16 protein-coding genes are annotated in these 16,762 nt (G+C 72.2%); 10 read left to right on the top strand and 6 right to left on the bottom strand.

Annotated elements, in window-relative coordinates; genetic code table 11:
- The first annotated feature begins 10 nt into the window (after positions 1-10).
- A complete protein-coding gene (locus IE265_RS21000; RefSeq protein ID WP_229916361.1) occupies positions 11-526 on the top strand; it encodes a hypothetical protein in 516 nt (171 codons plus the stop codon).
- A gap of 248 nt (positions 527-774) precedes the next feature.
- On the opposite strand, the gene IE265_RS20995 is transcribed toward IE265_RS21000, so the two are convergent.
- Together IE265_RS20995 and miaB are read right to left on the bottom strand one after the other, a co-directional pair.
- On the bottom strand, positions 775-1,524 hold the full coding sequence (locus tag IE265_RS20995; RefSeq protein ID WP_190037189.1) for a class III extradiol dioxygenase subunit B-like domain-containing protein: 750 nt from the start codon (positions 1,522-1,524) through the stop codon (positions 775-777).
- A gap of 201 nt (positions 1,525-1,725) precedes the next feature.
- Complete coding sequence (gene miaB / locus IE265_RS20990; protein WP_190037188.1) at positions 1,726-3,246, bottom strand: tRNA (N6-isopentenyl adenosine(37)-C2)-methylthiotransferase MiaB; 1,521 nt, start codon at positions 3,244-3,246, stop codon at positions 1,726-1,728.
- Between the two features lie 656 nt (positions 3,247-3,902).
- Here miaB and IE265_RS20985 point away from each other — a divergent pair.
- On the top strand, positions 3,903-4,901 hold the full coding sequence (locus IE265_RS20985) for a TAXI family TRAP transporter solute-binding subunit (protein ID WP_190037187.1): 999 nt from the start codon (positions 3,903-3,905) through the stop codon (positions 4,899-4,901).
- Between the two features lie 150 nt (positions 4,902-5,051).
- On the opposite strand, the gene IE265_RS20980 is transcribed toward IE265_RS20985, so the two are convergent.
- Together IE265_RS20980 and IE265_RS20975 are read right to left on the bottom strand one after the other, a co-directional pair.
- Positions 5,052-6,458, bottom strand: a complete 1,407-nt coding sequence (locus IE265_RS20980) for a sensor histidine kinase (RefSeq protein WP_190037186.1) — start codon at positions 6,456-6,458, stop codon at positions 5,052-5,054.
- A 9-nt stretch (positions 6,459-6,467) separates the two neighbouring features.
- On the bottom strand, positions 6,468-7,154 hold the full coding sequence (locus IE265_RS20975) for a response regulator transcription factor (RefSeq protein WP_190037185.1): 687 nt from the start codon (positions 7,152-7,154) through the stop codon (positions 6,468-6,470).
- A gap of 282 nt (positions 7,155-7,436) precedes the next feature.
- Between IE265_RS20975 and IE265_RS20970 the strand changes: the two genes are divergently transcribed.
- The 8 genes from IE265_RS20970 to IE265_RS20940 all read left to right on the top strand — a co-directional run bounded on the left by IE265_RS20970 (position 7,437) and on the right by IE265_RS20940 (position 13,810).
- The gene (locus IE265_RS20970) at positions 7,437-8,213 is read left to right on the top strand and encodes an amino acid ABC transporter ATP-binding protein (protein WP_190037184.1); all 777 of its coding nucleotides are present in this window, start codon (positions 7,437-7,439) and stop codon (positions 8,211-8,213) included.
- An 82-nt stretch (positions 8,214-8,295) separates the two neighbouring features.
- Positions 8,296-9,153 (top strand): glutamate ABC transporter substrate-binding protein, encoded by an 858-nt coding sequence (locus IE265_RS20965; protein WP_190037183.1) that lies wholly within the window; start codon positions 8,296-8,298, stop codon positions 9,151-9,153.
- 93 nt (positions 9,154-9,246) lie between these two features.
- Positions 9,247-9,915, top strand: a complete 669-nt coding sequence (locus IE265_RS20960; protein ID WP_190037182.1) for an amino acid ABC transporter permease — start codon at positions 9,247-9,249, stop codon at positions 9,913-9,915.
- On the top strand, positions 9,912-10,820 hold the full coding sequence (locus IE265_RS20955; RefSeq protein WP_190037181.1) for an amino acid ABC transporter permease: 909 nt from the start codon (positions 9,912-9,914) through the stop codon (positions 10,818-10,820). Before IE265_RS20960 ends, IE265_RS20955 begins: the two co-directional genes overlap by 4 nt.
- A gap of 243 nt (positions 10,821-11,063) precedes the next feature.
- Positions 11,064-12,659: an FAD-dependent monooxygenase gene (locus IE265_RS20950; RefSeq protein WP_190037180.1), complete on the top strand. Its 1,596-nt coding sequence runs from the start codon at positions 11,064-11,066 to the stop codon at positions 12,657-12,659.
- A 106-nt stretch (positions 12,660-12,765) separates the two neighbouring features.
- Positions 12,766-12,813 (top strand): hypothetical protein, encoded by a 48-nt coding sequence (locus IE265_RS39345; RefSeq protein WP_309506048.1) that lies wholly within the window; start codon positions 12,766-12,768, stop codon positions 12,811-12,813.
- 77 nt (positions 12,814-12,890) lie between these two features.
- Positions 12,891-13,418, top strand: a complete 528-nt coding sequence (locus tag IE265_RS20945; RefSeq protein WP_190037179.1) for a cupin domain-containing protein — start codon at positions 12,891-12,893, stop codon at positions 13,416-13,418.
- A complete protein-coding gene (locus tag IE265_RS20940) occupies positions 13,409-13,810 on the top strand; it encodes a rhodanese-like domain-containing protein (RefSeq protein WP_190037297.1) in 402 nt (133 codons plus the stop codon). Before IE265_RS20945 ends, IE265_RS20940 begins: the two co-directional genes overlap by 10 nt.
- Positions 13,811-14,616: 806 nt before the next feature.
- Here the strand turns inward: IE265_RS20940 and recX are convergent.
- Positions 14,617-15,528 (bottom strand): recombination regulator RecX, encoded by a 912-nt coding sequence (gene recX / locus IE265_RS20935; RefSeq protein ID WP_190037178.1) that lies wholly within the window; start codon positions 15,526-15,528, stop codon positions 14,617-14,619.
- Positions 15,529-15,531: 3 nt separating this feature from the next.
- Entirely contained in the window at positions 15,532-16,653 is a 1,122-nt protein-coding gene (recA, locus tag IE265_RS20930; RefSeq protein ID WP_190037177.1) for a recombinase RecA, read from the bottom strand.
- Positions 16,654-16,762: the final 109 nt, after the last annotated feature.

Raw genomic sequence — 16,762 nt, 5'->3', positions numbered from 1 at the left:
TGGAGCTGAAATGGGCGTTTTCGCACGACTTCTTCGGAAAGACGGATCCAAGTCCAAGTCCACGGACGTGAACAGGGCGTCAACCTCCGGGACACAGGCCGACGCCCCGACGGACGGGACCGCGGCGGCCGCCTCCGCGGACGCGGCAGGGAGCACCGGGAAGCCGGCCGGGGGGACGGAGGCGGCGAAGGCCGGACCGGAGGCCGCGCCCCGCCCGGAGGCCCCCGGTTCGGGGTCGCCGGCCACCGAGGAGTCCGGGGCGGCCGAGACGGCGGAGTCGGCGGGGTCGGCGGGGTCGGCGGTCGCGGCGGAGTCACCGAAGCCGTCGCGGCCGTCCGCCTCCCCGAAGCCCGCGGAGCCCGCAGGGTCTTCGGCGTCAGCGGAGCCCGAGGAGCCTTCGCAGCCCCGGGAGGCTTCGGCGCCCCCGCAGTCCGGCGCGCTCGCCTCGGAGGCCGTCGAGATCCCCAAGCAGCAGTCCGCGGAGGAGGCGGCCGACAGCGAGGCCGGCGAGAGCGCCCGCAAGTAGCGCCTCCGCGCGCGAGGGCCGGCGCCGGCACACGGGACGACACGGCACCAGGCCGTCGCCGAAGGCACGCCCGGTGCGACCGGCACTCCGGCATCCCCCGCAGCCCGGCAACCCCGGCACCCCGGCTCCGTACGACGGCGGGTCGGCGGCACATCGGCGGACGGCCACGGACCACTCGATGTTCCGGGCCGTCCGCGGTGCTCCCGGGCGCGACGCGGGCGGGCGCGCGAGTGCGCGGCGCCCGGGTCCTACGACCAGGCCGCCACCAGGTACCCCACGCCGTACGGCGCGTCCTCGTACAGCAGGGCCCCCGACAGGCCCGCGCCGTCCGCCGCGCCCGCGAGCACCTGCCAGGGCGCACGTCCGGCCGCCTTGAGTTCCTGCGCCAGTCCCGCGTCCAGCGCCTTGAGGGCGGCCACGTCGGCCGCTCCGAGCGCCCGCGCGACCTCGGCGTCGAAGCCCGCCGCCCGCTCGTCGAGGTAGCCGGGCGCCTTGAGCGTGCGGCAGGCGCTGCCGTCGCCCATCACCAGCAGGGCCACCCGGTCGGACCGCGCGGCGATGCCCGCCCCGGCCTCGACGCACCGCTCGGTCTCCAGGGTCTCCTCCAGCCCGAGCCCTTCGACGGGGGCGTCGGACCAGTCCGTGCGGTTCAGCAGCCAGGCCGCGACGGCCAGCGAGGCGGGCAGTTCGCGGTCCGCGCTCCCCACGGGCTCGGACCAGGCCGAACGCCATCGCGGCCGGGGCCCGTTGCCGCCCAGCCGGACGTCGAGATCGACGCCGAAGGCGCGGAACGACCCGCGAGCCCCCTCCGGATAGGGCCCGCGCGCGCCCTCCTCCGCGGGTCCCACCACCACCAGCCGGTCGGGGCGGGCGGCGGCGAGCACCCCCAGCGCGTCCGTGCACGCGGCGCGCGCGGCGTCCAGCTCGGGCGCGGCACCCGCGGCGACCTCGGGCACGAGCAGGGGCGGGCAGGGGCTCACAGCGGCGGCGACAAGCATGATCGGCAGCGTAGCCCCACAGGGGCCGCCGGGCGTCACACCTCGGTGAGCACGTCGGCGGGACCGGCCGCGGGCCCAACGCCCCGCCCCCCGTGCCCGGCCGCGGAATCCGCGTCGTACGGCTTCGGACGCGCCGCGGCGTACGGCGGGCGGGGGCGCCGCGGCATACGGCGTCAGGGGCGGCGTCCCGCCCGGGCGCGGTCAGTCGCGGGCGCACCCGCCGGCCGCGGCGACCGGCAGCGGCTCGGGCGCGCCGATGCCGGGCAGGCCCAGCATGACGCCCGCGGGCTTGGCCGCGGCGGCGGCGTTGCGCCGGTCCCAGGCGTCGCCCGCCCCGGTCCGGCGAACCTCCAGGACCTCGCCCTCGGCGAGGAGGTGGTGAGGGGCCGCGTACGTGATCTCGACGGTGACGACGTCGCCGGGGCGGACCTCGGTGTCCGGCTTGGTGAAGTGCACGAGGCGGTTGTCGGGCGCGCGGCCGGACAGGCGGTGCGTGGCCCCGTCCTTGCGGCCCTCGCCCTCGGCGACCATCAGTTCGAGCGTGCGGCCGACCTGCTTCTTGTTCTCGTCCCAGGAGATCTCCTCCTGGAGGGCGACGAGGCGCTCGTAGCGCGCCTGCACGACCTCCTTGGGGATCTGCCCCTCCATGGTGGCCGCCGGCGTGCCGGGGCGCTTGGAGTACTGGAACGTGAACGCCTGCGCGAAGCGCGCCTCGCGGACCGCGTGCAGCGTCTGCTCGAAGTCCTCCTCGGTCTCGCCGGGGAAGCCCACGATGATGTCGGTGGTGATCGCCGCGTGCGGGATCGCGGCCCGTACCTTCTCGATGATCCCGAGGTAGCGCTCCTGCCGGTACGAGCGCCGCATCGCCTTCAGGACGGTGTCGGAGCCGGACTGCATCGGCATGTGCAGCTGGGGCATCACGTTCGGGGTCTCGGCCATCGCGGCGATCACGTCGTCCGTGAAGTCGCGCGGGTGCGGCGAGGTGAAGCGGACGCGTTCGAGGCCCTCGATCCGCCCGCAGGCCCGCAGGAGCTTGCTGAAGGCCTCGCGGTCGCCGATGTCTGAGCCGTAGGCGTTGACGTTCTGGCCGAGCAGGGTGATCTCGGAGACGCCCTCGCCGACCAGCGCCTCGATCTCGGCGAGGATGTCGCCGGTCCTGCGGTCCTTCTCCTTGCCGCGCAGCGCCGGGACGATGCAGAAGGTGCAGGTGTTGTTGCAGCCGACGGAGATGGACACCCAGGCCGCGTACGCGCTCTCGCGGCGGGTCGGCAGCGTCGAGGGGAACGCCTCCAGGGACTCGGCGATCTCGACCTGCGCCTCCTCCAGCACGCGGGCGCGCTCCAGGAGGACCGGCAGCTTGCCGATGTTGTGCGTACCGAAGACGACGTCCACCCAGGGCGCCCGCTTCACGATGGTGTCGCGGTCCTTCTGGGCGAGGCAGCCGCCGACCGCGATCTGCATCCCGGGGCGCTTCGTCTTCATGGGCGCGAGCCGGCCGAGGTTGCCGTAGAGGCGGTTGTCGGCGTTCTCCCGGACCGCGCAGGTGTTGAAGACGACGACGTCGGCGTCACCGTCGGAACCCTCGGGCGCGCGGACGTATCCGGCGTCCTCCAGCAGCCCGGACAGCCGCTCGGAGTCGTGGACGTTCATCTGGCACCCGTAGGTGCGCACTTCATACGTTCTCGTGAGGTCCACTGTCCGGCTCCGGTCGCTGCTGCTCATGCGATAAGGGTAGGCGGTGCCCGGAGTACGTCCGGCCGCCCCGGTGCCCCCGCCCCCGCGAGACCCCGGGCACCGGCCGGAACGAGCCGATCCCGCACGCCGGGCGGTACCGGCCGGCCACGGGGCGCACCGGCGGGCGACGGCCAGGCCGGTACGGCGGGCGGGCGCGGCGGGCACGGCCGGGGCGAACTGCCCCGGTGCGGGTGGGCACGGTCGCGGACGACCGGCCCGGCACGGCCCGCGGCCGGTCGACGCCGACCGGGCCGACACCGGCAGCCACCGGATGCGGACGGCGGACGAGCAGCCCGCCACGGACCGTCGCGGGCCGGGACGGAAGCCGCTCGCGCGGACGCCCTGCCCGACAGCACGGGCGTCGGGCGGCGGCGGCCGGGCCCGCCCCGGGCCGCACGCACGCCCCGGGCAGCCGCCCGTCGCGGGCGTGCGGCCCGGCACCCGGGGCTCCGGCCGCGGCGGACGCACACGGGTGGCACGGCCGTCGGCGGAACCGTTGCGCCGGGGCGGTGAGCATGGGCCGCTCGGGCGTCGGCGGGCGTGCCGCGCCCGCCGAGGCCGACGCCGCCCCCACGACGGGTCCGTGCGCACGGTGTGAGCCCCGCCCTGGCCAGCACGGCGGGCGAGCTGGCAGGATCGCGCGCATGCTCCAGCCGCGCCCCCGTATCAGCAGGCGCCGGGCCCTCCAGGGTTCGGCCGCCGCCTTCGTGGCCTTCGGGCTGCTGCTGTGGTGGCTGCTGCCCCTGGGCGAGAAGTCCCCCGGCGGGACGATCTCCATCAGCACGGGAACGCAGAACGGCGTGTACCAGCTCTACGGGGAACTGCTGCAGAAGGCCCTCGCGAAGGACATGCCGGGGCTGGACGTCACGCTGGAGACGAGCGAGGGCTCCCAGCAGAACGTGCAGCGGGTGGCCACCGGGGAGGCCGACTTCACCATCGCGGCGGCCGACGCCGTGGAGCGGTACGTGCTGGACCACGGCGAGGGCGCCGCTCTGCTGCGCGGCTGCGCACGGCTCTACGACGACTACGTGCACGTGGTCGTCCCCCGCACCTCCTCCGTGGAGTCCATCGAGCAGCTCCGGGGCAAGCGGGTGGCGGTGGGGCAGCCGGGCTCCGGCGTGCGGCTCGTCGCGAACCACGTGCTCAAGGCGGCCGAGCTGGACCCGCAGAAGGACATCCGGCCGGTCTCGGCGGGCATAGCGACCATGCCGGAGCTGCTGGAGACGGGCAGGATCGACGCCTTCTTCTGGTCCGGCGGACTCCCGACGAGTGCCGTGACCGACCTCTCCCACCGCTTCGACATCAGGCTCGTGCCGATAGGCCCGGAACTCGTCAAGAAGCTGCACGAGCAGCGCGGGGAGGCCGGATACTACCGGTCCGCCGTGGTGCCGCCGGACGCGTACCACAAGGCCCAGGCCGGGGACCCCGTACAGACGGTGGCCGTCGCGAACCTGCTCGTGACGCACGCCGGGACGGACCCCGCGCTCACCGAGGGCGTCACCCGCGCGGTGATCAACAGCCGCGACCGCATCGGGGAGAAGGTGCACGCGGCCCAGCGAGTGGACCTGCGGACTGCCATCTACACGGACCCGCTGGACCTGCACGAGGGCGCCGGGCGCTACTACAGGTCGGTCAAGCCCTGACGGCCCGTACGAGGCCCGCGGGCTCCGCCTGAGGCTCCGGGCCCGCGGGCTCCGCCTGAGTGTTCCGCGGCGGACATACGCCCCCTCCGGGCCGCCCCGGAGGGCATGCGGCCCCGGACGACGCGCTGCCCCGGACGACGCGCGGCCCGCTCAGACGCCCGGCACGGTCCGCGGCACCGTCACCGTGACCTTCAGCCCGTGCGGCTCGTGGCGCTCGTACGCGATGGACCCGCCGCCCGCCGCGAGCAGGGCCCGCGAGATGGACAGGCCGAGGCCCGAGCCCTTGATGTTCTGGTGGCCGGGGCTGCGCCAGAAGCGGTCGCCGACACGGCTCAGCTCCTCCTCGCTCAGCCCGGGACCGCGATCGGTGACGACGATGGTCGACGTCTCCCCGTTCGACGCCACGCCGACCTCGACGGACTCGCCCTCCGGAGTGAACTTCAGCGCGTTGTCGATCACCGCGTCCAGCGCGCTGGACAGGGCGACGGGATCGGCCCAGGCCGTCGTGGCGGGGCAGTTCCCGACGAGCCGCACACCCTTGTTCTCGGCGACCGGGGACCAGGACGCCACGCGCTCGGCAGTCAGCTCCCCGATGTCCGTGAGCTGGAGGTCGGCCTCGGCGTGCTCCGCCAGCGCGAGGTCCAGGAGGTCGTCCAGGACCTGGGCGAGGCGCTTGCCCTCGGTGCGGACCGAGGCGATCTCCTCGTTGCCCTCGGGCAGTTCCAGGGCGAGCAGTTCGATCCTCAGCAGCAGGGCCGACAGGGGGTTGCGGAGTTGGTGGGAGGCGTCGGCGACGAAGGCGCGCTGCTGCTCCAGGACGTCCTCGACGTTGTCGGCCATCTCGTTGAACGAGCGGGCCAGCCGCCTGAGTTCCGGGGGGCCGCCGGCGACCGCGACCCTGGACTTCAGCCTGCCGGTGGCGATGTCGTGCGTGGTCGCGTCGAGGACCCGTACCGGCCGCAGCACCCAGCCGGTCAGCCGCAGCGCGGCGCCCAGGGCCAGGAGCATCGCGGCGATCTCGCCGGCGCCGATGAGCAGCCAGCCCTGGAGGATCTTCGAACGCATCTGGCCGGTGGGCGAGTCGGTGACGACCACCGCGACCACGTCGCCGTCCCGGATGACGGGGGACGCGACGACGAGCCGGTCCCGCTGCCACGGCCAGACCTGCCTCGGGTCGTGGCTCCGGCGGCTCTGGAGCGCCTCGTCGAACGCGTCGCGGACCTCGCCCTTCTTGGGGACGTACCAGTTCACCGGGGCGTTGGCCATGACTTCTTCGTCGCGGTAGAAGACACCGGCCCTGATGCCGTAGAGGCCGTGGTACTTGGTCAGTTCCTGGCTCAGGGTGTCGAGCCGCTCGTCCGTGACCGCGACGCGCGAGCCCTTGGGCAGGTCGGTGACGAACTGGGCGAGGGACGCGAAGCGGGCCGTGTCGTCGATGCGGTCGACGACCACCTTCTGCTGCTGGGCGGCGGCGAGGCTCACGGCGAGCGGAACGCCGAGGGCCAGCAGCACGGCCGCCATCAGGACGATGAGCAGCGGGAGCAGGCGTGCGCGCACTCCGGCCCGCTAGACGCCGGGCGCGACGAGCCGGTATCCGACGCCGCGCACGGTCTCGATCAGCGCGGGCATCCGCAGCTTGGAGCGCAGGGACGCGACGTGCACCTCAAGGGTGCGTCCGGTCCCCTCCCAACTGGTTCGCCAGACCTCGCTGATGATCTGTTCCCGGCGGAAGACCACTCCGGGGCGCTGGGCCAGCAGCGCGAGCAGGTCGAACTCCTTGCGGGTGAGCTGGACGGCCGATCCGTCGACGCTGACCTGCCGGGTGGGCAGTTCGATACGGACGGAACCGAGGTGCAGCACCGTCTCGGTGGCGGCCGTCGCGTCGTCGGGGACGGTACGCCGGCTGACGGCGTGGATGCGCGCGAGGAGCTCCCCGGTGTCGTACGGCTTCACGACGTAGTCGTCGGCCCCCATGTTGAGGCCGTGGATGCGGGACCGTACGTCGGCCCGCGCGGTCACCATGATCACGGGGGTGCTGGTGCGCTTGCGGATCTTGCCGCAGACCTCGTAGCCGTCCTGGTCGGGCAGGCCGAGGTCGAGGAGCACCACGCCGAAGCCGGCCCCCTCGGGGACGAGCGCCTGGAGGGCCTCCTCGCCGCTGCGGGCGTGCACCACCTGGAAGCCGTGCCGTGCGAGAACCGCGGAGAGGGCGGCGGCGACGTGGTTGTCGTCCTCGACGAGAAGCAGTCGCATTCCGGCCCCCTTCGGTTCATCGGTCGTACGTTCGCGGTGGTTGGACTGGCTGCACGCGCGCGTGCACCATGGCAGTCAGGCCGATGGACGCGCGCGGCGTCAAGCATGTTCGACGCGCGTCGCGCTTCCGTTACTCAGCCGGTATGCGCGCGGGGCGCCGTTCACGAAGAGTGTCCGGCCGCTGCCGGATCGTTATGCTCAATTTCCCCTCAGATGTAATGACGCTGGTCGTGCGGCATCACTACTGTCCTCCGCAACCGAGGAGGACGGAGCAAGAGGCCGATGACCGAAGTTTCGGTGACCAAGGACGCCGTTCCCACGGCTGACGATCTGGTCGTGCTGAAGAACGTCAACAAGCACTTCGGCGCGTTGCACGTGCTCCAGGACATCGATCTGACCATCACCCGTGGTGAGGTCGTCGTGGTCATCGGGCCCTCCGGGTCCGGAAAGTCCACCCTGTGCCGCACGATCAACCGCCTGGAGACGATCGACTCGGGCGAGATCTCGATCGACGGAAAGCCGCTGCCCCACGAGGGCAAGGAGCTCGCACGGCTGCGCGCGGACGTCGGCATGGTCTTCCAGTCGTTCAACCTGTTCGCCCACAAGACCGTGCTCGAGAACGTGATGCTGGGCCAGCTCAAGGTCCGCAGGACGGACAAGAAGGCGGCCGAGGAGAAGGCCCGCGGGCTGCTGGACCGTGTGGGTGTCGCCTCGCAGGCGGACAAGTACCCCGCCCAGCTCTCCGGCGGCCAGCAGCAGCGTGTGGCGATCGCCCGGGCTCTCGCGATGGACCCCAAGGTCATGCTCTTCGACGAGCCGACGTCGGCTCTCGACCCGGAGATGATCAACGAGGTCCTCGAAGTCATGCAGCAGCTCGCGCGCGACGGAATGACGATGATCGTCGTCACCCACGAGATGGGCTTCGCGCGCTCGGCCGCCAACCGGGTGGTGTTCATGGCGGACGGCCGCATCGTCGAAGAGGCTGTGCCGGACCAGTTCTTCAGCAACCCCCGCAGCGACCGGGCCAAGGACTTCCTGTCGAAGATCCTTCACCACTGACGGGCCGCGACCGAGCCCGCCGAGAGTCCACGTCATCCGCACCCGACGCTCCACACCTCTTCACCAGCAAAGGATGTTCACCATGAAGCTTCGCAAGGCCTCTGCCGCGGCGGCCGCCGCGCTCGTGCTCGCCCTGACCGCGACCGCCTGCGGCGGCGGTGACAAGGACAGCGACAGCGACACCGGATCGGGGTCCGGCTCCGGCGGCGGCGACAAGATCAAGATCGGTATCAAGTACGACCAGCCCGGTCTGGGCCTGAAGGAGCCGGACGGCTCGTTCTCCGGCTTCGACGTGGACGTGGCCACCTACGTGGCCAAGGAGCTCGGTTACGACGCCGACCAGATCGAGTGGGTCGAGACCAAGAGCGCCGACCGCGAGAACGCGCTCGCCCGCGGCGACGTCAAGCTCATCGCGGCCACGTACTCGATCAACGACGAGCGCAAGGAGAAGGTCGACTTCGCCGGCCCCTACCTGCTCGCCCACCAGGACCTGCTGGTCAAGTCGGACTCCGACATCACCAAGGCCACGGACCTCAACGGCAAGAAGCTGTGTTCCGTGACCGGCTCCACCTCGGCGCAGAACGTCAAGGCCGAGATCGCCCCGAAGGCCCAGCTCCGTGAGTACGGCGGCTACTCGGAGTGCATCGCCGGCCTGCAGAGCGGTGCCGTCGACGCCGTGACCACCGACGACTCGATCCTCGCGGGCTTCGCCGCGCAGGACAAGTACAAGGGCCAGTTCAAGCTCGCCGGGCTCAAGCTCAGCAACGAGAACTACGGCATCGGCATCAAGAAGGGCGACACGGCGACCGCGGACAAGGTCAACAAGGCCCTCGAGAAGATGGTCGCCGACAAGGCCTGGCAGAAGGCCGTCGACGACAACTTCGGTCCGGCGGAGTACAAGAACGAGCCCGCCCCGCAGATCGGCAACATCGTCAAGTAACGCGGGAACCCGCGGGCGCGCCGCCGCTCACCACGATCGCGGCGGCGCGCCACGCCCTTCACCTACGCCACAGACCCGGAAGCGCGGGAGATCGTGTTCGACTTTCTTGAAGGCTACGACGTCCTCGGGGCGTTCTGGATGACGGTGAAACTCACCGCCCTCTCCGCTGTCGGCTCCCTCGTCTGGGGCACCCTGCTGGCTGGAATGCGGGTCAGTCCGGTCCCGTTGATGCGCGGGTTCGGCACCGCCTACGTGAACATCGTCCGAAACATCCCCCTGACCGTCATCATCGTCTTCACCTCGCTCGGCCTCGCCGACATCTTCGGTATGACGATGGGCGCGCCCGACGACTTCAAGGTCCAGGGCTTCCGGCTGGCCGTGTTCGGCTTCATCGCCTACACCGCTGCCTTCGTCTGCGAGGCGATCCGGTCCGGCATCAACACCGTGCCCGTGGGGCAGGCGGAGGCGGCACGCGCCATCGGCCTGAACTTCAACCAGGTGCTGCGGCTGATCGTGCTCCCGCAGGCGTTCCGCTCGGTGATCGGACCTCTGGCCAACGTGCTGATCGCGCTGACCAAGAACACCACCGTGGCGGCCGCGATCGGCGTGGCCGAGGCCGCCACCCTGATGAAGACAATGATCGAGAACGAAGCGCAGACCCTGGCCATCGGCGCCGTCTTCGCGCTCGGGTTCGTGGTACTCACCCTGCCCACCGGTCTCGTCCTCGGCTGGCTGAGCAAGCGACTGGCGGTGAAGCGGTGACCTCCGTTCTGTACGACACACCGGGCCCCCGCGCCAAGCGGCGCAACGTGATCCTCTCGGTGGTCTTCTTCGTCCTTCTCGCCCTGTTCCTCTGGTGGGTCTGGACCACCATGGACGAGAAGGGCCAGCTGAAGTGGGACCTCTGGGAGCCCTTCACGACGACGCAGGCCTGGACGACGTATCTGCTGCCGGGCCTCGCCAACACCCTGAAGGCCGCGGCGATCGCGATGGTGATCGCCCTGCCGCTGGGCGCGGTCTTCGGCATCGCGCGGCTGTCCGACCACCGCTGGGTGCGGGGCGTGTCCGGCACCGTGGTCGAGTTCTTCCGGGCGATCCCGGTACTGCTGCTGATGCTGTTCGCCAACGAGATCTACGTGCGCTACACGGACGTCAGCAGCGAGCAGCGCCCGCTGTACGCGGTCGTGACGGGCCTGGTGCTCTACAACGCGTCCGTCCTCGCCGAGGTCGTCCGTGCGGGCATCCTCTCGCTGCCCAGGGGCCAGTCCGAGGCGGCGTACGCGATCGGCCTGCGCAAGGGCCAGACGATGAGCAGCATCCTGCTGCCCCAGGCCGTCACCGTCATGCTGCCGGCCATCGTCAGCCAGCTCGTCGTCATCGTGAAGGACACCGCGCTCGGCGGCGTGCTGCTGAACTTCACCGAACTGCTCAACTCTCGCAGCACGCTCGCGGCCAACTACGCCAACGTCGTGCCGAGCTTCATCGTGGTCGCGGTCGTCTACATCGTGCTGAACTTCATCCTGACCAGCTTCGCGAGCTGGCTGGAGCAGCGGCTGCGGCGCAGCAAGCGCGGCACGGGAGCGGTCCTCGCGGCCGACGCCGTGGACGACCTGAACGCCGGTGAGGTGGGCGGCACGGCCGCCACCGGGCACGGCGGGAAGACCTGACGAGTCGTCAAGCGGTTCTGCGGGTACGGGGGCAGTGGCGATCGGCCACTGCCCCCGCCGCGTCGCGGGAGCGGAGTGATCTCCCGAGGCCCCAGGGGACACCGCCTGCCGGGCCCCGCCCCTCCGTCACTTGACGCAAGCAGCGGCAATGGGTTGCATACGTTCTGTGATCGTGCACCCCGCTCCACCTGCCAGTCCCGGTAAGACGCTCAGGACACCGCTCCGGGCAGGGGGCGCCGCGCCGTGGACCCGGTGATCATCGCCGGAGCGGGGCCCGTCGGACTGACGCTCGCCCTTGCTCTGGCCCGCCAGGAGGTCCCCTGCGTCGTCCTGGACGAAGGACCCGGCAAGGACGAGCAGCGGCTCGCCCGGACGGCCGTCCTGCGCGAGGACACCGCCGCCCTGGCCGACCGGCTGACGGGCCTGCCCGTCGCGGCGGCGGGATTCCGTTGGGCCGGATGGCGGTCGATGCGGCGCAAGCAGGTGATGCGCCACATCACGTTCGGGCCGGACGAGGCCGCGCCGGTTCACCTCCCCCAGCACGTGCTGACGGGCGCCCTGCGCGAGGCGATCGCCTCCGAGCGCCTGATCAAGGTCGCCGTGGAGAGCCGCCTCGACTCGATCGAGCAGGACGACTCCGGTGTCACCGCGCACACCCGCGGCCCCAGGGGCACGTGGTGGCGCGGCAGCCATCTGGTCGGCTGCGACGGACCGCGCTCCACGGTGCGCAAACTCCAGGACATCCGGTTCCCCGGCCGGACCGCCGTGGAACGGCACGCCGTCGCCACGCTGCGGACCGAACTCCCCTGGCCCGGCGAGGCGTTGCTGCACCGCATGCCCCCGTGGCGGACCTCGGGCCCCTCGGCGGGCGAAGTGACCGCACGCCCTCTCGCCGACGACATGTGGCGCGTGGACTGGCTGCTGCCGCCCGGCAAGGACCTGGTCACGCCCGACCTGCTGGTGGCCCGGGCGCGCGAGACCCTCGGGGGGTGGAACGGCGGGACGACACCGTCGTACGAGCTGCTCGACACCGGTGTCCACACGGTCCACCACCGGCTGGCGCGCAGATGGCGGGTCGGCCGGGTCTTCCTGGCCGGAGACGCCGCCCATCTGCTCGGCGCGCTCGGTACGCAGGGTCTCGACGAGGGACTGCGGGACGCCGACAACCTGGCGTGGAAGCTGGCCCTCGCCTGGCACCACGGCTCCCACGAGGGGCTCCTGGACAGCTACCAGGTCGAGCGGCGCGCGGTCGTCGCGGCACGGCTGCGCGCGGCCGACCAGTCGCTGCCCGTGCTGCGCGCGGGCGGGCTGCGGTCCGCCGTGCCCGGCTCCGCCCGCGGCCACGACGCCCTGCTCACGGACGGTCACCTGGGGCGCGGCCCACTGGGCGCGCCGGGGGCGTACGCCGACTCGCCGCTCGCGTCCCCGCGCGCCGAGTCGTCGGTCGACATCGGCACGGCGGTCGGCGCGCAGGTCGTCGACGTACGGGTGACGGCCGAGGACGGCTCCTTCGTACGGCTGCGGGACCGGATGGGCCGAGGGGCCCTCCTGGTGCTGCTGATCGCGCCGGGGACGGGTGTCTGGGAGCGCAAGCACTGGGTGACGGCCGGGATCATGCCGAGGCTGGCCGCCGCGGTGACCGCGCTGCCGCAGCACGCCGAACTCCTGGTCGCCGAGGACTACCCGGGGGCGGCCCCGCACACGGTGCTCCTGATCCGTCCGGACGGCCATCTCGTCACGGCGTTGGGCGGTGTGCGCCCGGCCGACCTCTACGAGGCCGCAGAGGCCGCTCTCGGCGGCCCCAGGGCCACGGCCGAAGCCGGCGCGCATACGTCCTGAAGGGCCCCTCCGTCCATACGGTGACACTCGGTTGACCGGTCCGGACCGTCGTGGTGTACTCCGGATCGTGACCGACACCTGTGTGCGCCTGTGGCGGAGGGTCCATATGGACCTGGTCCGCTATGCGGGCTGCGTGTGTCGCCCGTCCTGCTGAATTCGCATCCCCTTCCCGCGCGCAGCGCCAGTGTGCTGCCGCGCGCCCCCACGCGAACGCTGATCAGGACGGTACCCGTGTCTGTGTCTCCCGCTGTCTCCGCTCCGCCGCACGCGCCCACCCAGGCCGAGTTGCTCGACTTCGTGCGTCGCACTGCCGCCGACGCCGATCTCATCGCCTCCCTCCCGCTCGACCCCGAGGGCCGTACGTGGGTGCGCCTCGAAGGGCCGGGCGGCAGCGAGGCCTGGCTCATCGGCTGGCCGCCCGGCACCGGCACGGGGTGGCACGACCACGCCGAGTCGGTCGGCGCCTTCCTCACCGCTTCGGGCGAGCTGAAGGAGAACTCGCTCACCGCCCGGCTCCCCACCGACGGCTGGAAGACGCTCGAACTCACCGAGGGCATCGACCGGGAACGACGGCTGTCGGCCGGGAAGGGCCGCTCCTTCGGCCGCCACCACGTGCACGAGGTGCTCAACGAGTCCGCCGACGAGCACGCGGTCTCCGTCCACGCCTACTACCCGCCCCTGCCGCAGATCCGCCGCTACAGCCGCAGCGGCCAGATCCTGCGCCTGGAGCAGGTCGAGCGTCCGGAGGACTGGCAGTGACGGCCGAACACCCGCCGGGGATCGACGAGTTGCTCGAAGAGGTTCGCGCGCGGTTCGACCGCGTGGAGGCCGGGGCGGCCCACGACGAGGCGCGGGCGGGCGACGCGCTGCTCGTCGACATCCGGTACGCGGCCCTGCGTGAGCGCGACGGGCTGATCCCCGGCGCGCTCGTCGTCGAGCGCAACGAACTGGAGTGGCGGCTCGTTCCCCGGGGCAGCCATCGCGTCCCGGAGGCGACAGGCCACGACCTGCGTGTCGTGATCGTCTGCAACGAGGGGTACGCGTCGAGCCTCGCGGCGGAGTCCCTGCACCGCCTGGGGCTGCACCGGGCGACCGATCTGATCGGCGGCTTCCAGGCCTGGCGCGCGGCCGGCCTGCCGGTGACTACCTGACGGTCACTCCCTGACCGTGGCGTCCTGCCGGTGGCGCCCTGACGGCGACTCCCCGACGACGGTGGCGCCCTGCCGGCGACTCCCCGGCGGCGGTGGCGCCCTGACGGTCCGGACCGAAGCCGTGGCCATGGGTCCTCGTCCGTCCCGGGGCGGGGTGGGGTGGGGCGGGGCAGGCGTCTGCGATCGCTCCTTGCGGGCGCGGCGGTGATCGCGCTCGGCCAGCGGGACCGTAGTCGCTCTCGGCCGGCGGGCAGCTTTCCGATCGGCCCCGGCGGGGACTTCCCGCTCGGGTCGACCTCCTGTCGCCTGTCGGTCGCCCGCGGCCGGGTACTGCCCGGTGATCGACGGCGGCGCGGTCCGCGCGTGTCGGCCGACTGCCCAGTGACCGACCGCGCGGCGGTCCGGGCCGTCGACCACGGAAACACCGGCGGCCGGAGTGGCCTCCGGTCCTGCCTGCTCCGGCGCTCCGACCCTGCCTGTCCGGCGGCCGAAGTGACTCCGCTCGCGCCCCGCTCGGCGGTCGAAGCGGCACCGATCCCGTCGGTTCGGCGGCCGACGCGGCTCGGGTCCCGCCCACTGTGGCCAAGAGACGGGCTCGGGCCTGGACGGGTATCCGGTCCGGAGCAACCGACCGGCACCCGAAACCGGGCACTGGCAGCGGCAGCGGCAGCGGCGGTCCGAACCCGCACTCGCACTCGCACTCGCACTCGCACCGAGCAGAACTCCCGAGCGCTGCCCCCGGTCCAGGCTCGGTCACCGCTCCCGCGATCGTCGCGCCCTGCCCGCGGCCCCGCTGCGAGGCAGGCTCAGAACTCCTCCTCGCCGAGGAACTCCGTGTCCTCGCCCTCTTCCTCCAGCGCCTGCCGTACGACCCGGAGGGCCACTCCCTGCGGGTAGCCCTTGCGGGCGAGCATGCCCGCGAGCCGCCGTATCCGCTTGTCGCGGTCGAGGCCGCGCGTCGAGCGGAGTCTGCGGGCGACCAGCTCCCGCGCGGTCGCCTCCTCCTGTTCGGAGTCGAGCTGCCCGACCGCCTCGTCGATCAGTGCGGAGTCCACACCCTTGGTCCGCAGTTCCTGCACCAGCGCCCGGCGGGCGAGGCCCCGGCCGTGGTGCCGCGACTCCACCCACGCGTCGGCGAAGGCGCCGTCGTTGATCAGCCCCACCTCTTCGAAGCGGGACAGCACCTCGTCCGCCACGTCGTCCGGGATCTCACGCTTGCGCAACGCGTCCGCGAGCTGCTTGCGCGTGCGCGGGGTCCCGGTGAGCAGGCGCAGGCAGATCGCCCTCGCCCGCTCAGCCGGGTCCCCCGGAGAGTCCCCCTTCTCGGCCCTCGACGAGGAAGGGGGGCCTCCGTCCTGCGGGTCGGCGGACGGATCGCCGGACGCGTCGCCGAAGCCACGCCTTCTGCCGCGGCCCCGTCCGGCGCGACCGCCACCGCGTCGCGCGCCGTCACCGCGCGACCCGTCACCCGGTGGTCCGTCGTCCCCGTACGACCGGCCGCCGCTCCGGCCACCACCACGTCGTGAGCCGCCGCGGGGCGGCTCCTCACCCTGCTCCGGACCGTCACCGGCCCACGGGTCACCGTCGGGCCGGCCGGCACCCTCCGGATCGCCGTACGCCGCGTCGCTGTCTCCCGCGGAGCCGATGTCACCCCCGCGCCCCTGGCCTGCCGAGGCGACGGGGTGGACGTACTCGGCCCAGTCGGTTCGTCGTGTCACGGACTAGCTCTTGACCGCCGCGGCCTTGGACTTGGTGGCCTTGGCCGCAGGAGCGGGAACGGTCTTCGCGGCGTCGTCGGCGGTACCCGCCGTGTCCGCGCCCGCCTCGGCGGTCTTGGGCTCCTCCGGCCTGACGCCGACGCCGAGCTTCTCCAGGATCTTCTTCTCGATCTCGTTGGCGAGGTCGGGATTGTCCTTCAGGAAGTTGCGCGCGTTCTCCTTGCCCTGGCCGAGCTGGTCGCCCTCGTACGTGTACCAGGCACCGGCCTTGCGGACGAAGCCGTGCTCCACGCCCATGTCGATCAGACCGCCCTCACGGCTGATGCCCTGCCCGTAGAGGATGTCGAACTCGGCCTGCTTGAAGGGGGGCGCGACCTTGTTCTTGACGACCTTGACGCGGGTGCGGTTGCCGACCGCGTCGGTGCCGTCCTTCAGCGTCTCGATGCGGCGGATGTCGAGACGGACCGAGGCGTAGAACTTCAGCGCCCGGCCACCGGTCGTGGTCTCGGGGGAGCCGAACATCACGCCGATCTTCTCGCGGAGCTGGTTGATGAAGATCGCGGTCGTCTTGGACTGGTTGAGCGCGCTGGTGATCTTCCGCAGTGCCTGGCTCATCAGACGGGCCTGGAGGCCCACGTGCGAGTCACCCATCTCGCCCTCGATCTCCGCGCGCGGCACCAGGGCGGCGACGGAGTCGATGACGATGAGGTCGAGGGCGCCGGAGCGGACCAGCATGTCCACGATCTCCAGAGCCTGCTCGCCGTTGTCGGGCTGGGAGAGGATCAGGTTGTCGATGTCGACGCCGAGCTTCTTCGCGTACTCGGGGTCGAGGGCGTGCTCGGCGTCCACGAAGGCCACCTGGCCGCCGGCCCTCTGCGCGTTCGCCACCGCGTGCAGGGTCAGGGTCGTCTTTCCGGAGGACTCGGGGCCGTACACCTCCACCACGCGGCCGCGCGGAAGGCCGCCGACACCGAGCGCGACGTCGAGTGCGGTCGACCCGGTGGGGATGACCTCGATGGGCTCGTTCGGGCGCTCGCCGAGGCGCATCACCGCGCCCTTGCCGAATTGTCGTTCAATTTGTGCGAGCGCGGCGTCGAGCGCCTTCTCGCGGTCGGTTCCTGCCATGGGTTCCACCCGATTTGCTTGAGTCGATCGCTTCACGTCAAAGACGCTAACGCCTGCCACTGACAATCCGCCCCGACGCCCGTCCGGCCTGTGGATAACTCGGGCACTT

This window comes from Streptomyces fructofermentans (assembly GCF_014651055.1).
Lineage (GTDB): Bacteria > Actinomycetota > Actinomycetes > Streptomycetales > Streptomycetaceae > Streptomyces > Streptomyces fructofermentans.
Note: the sequence above shows the minus strand (reverse complement) of the source record. Positions and strands in the feature narration are given on the sequence as shown.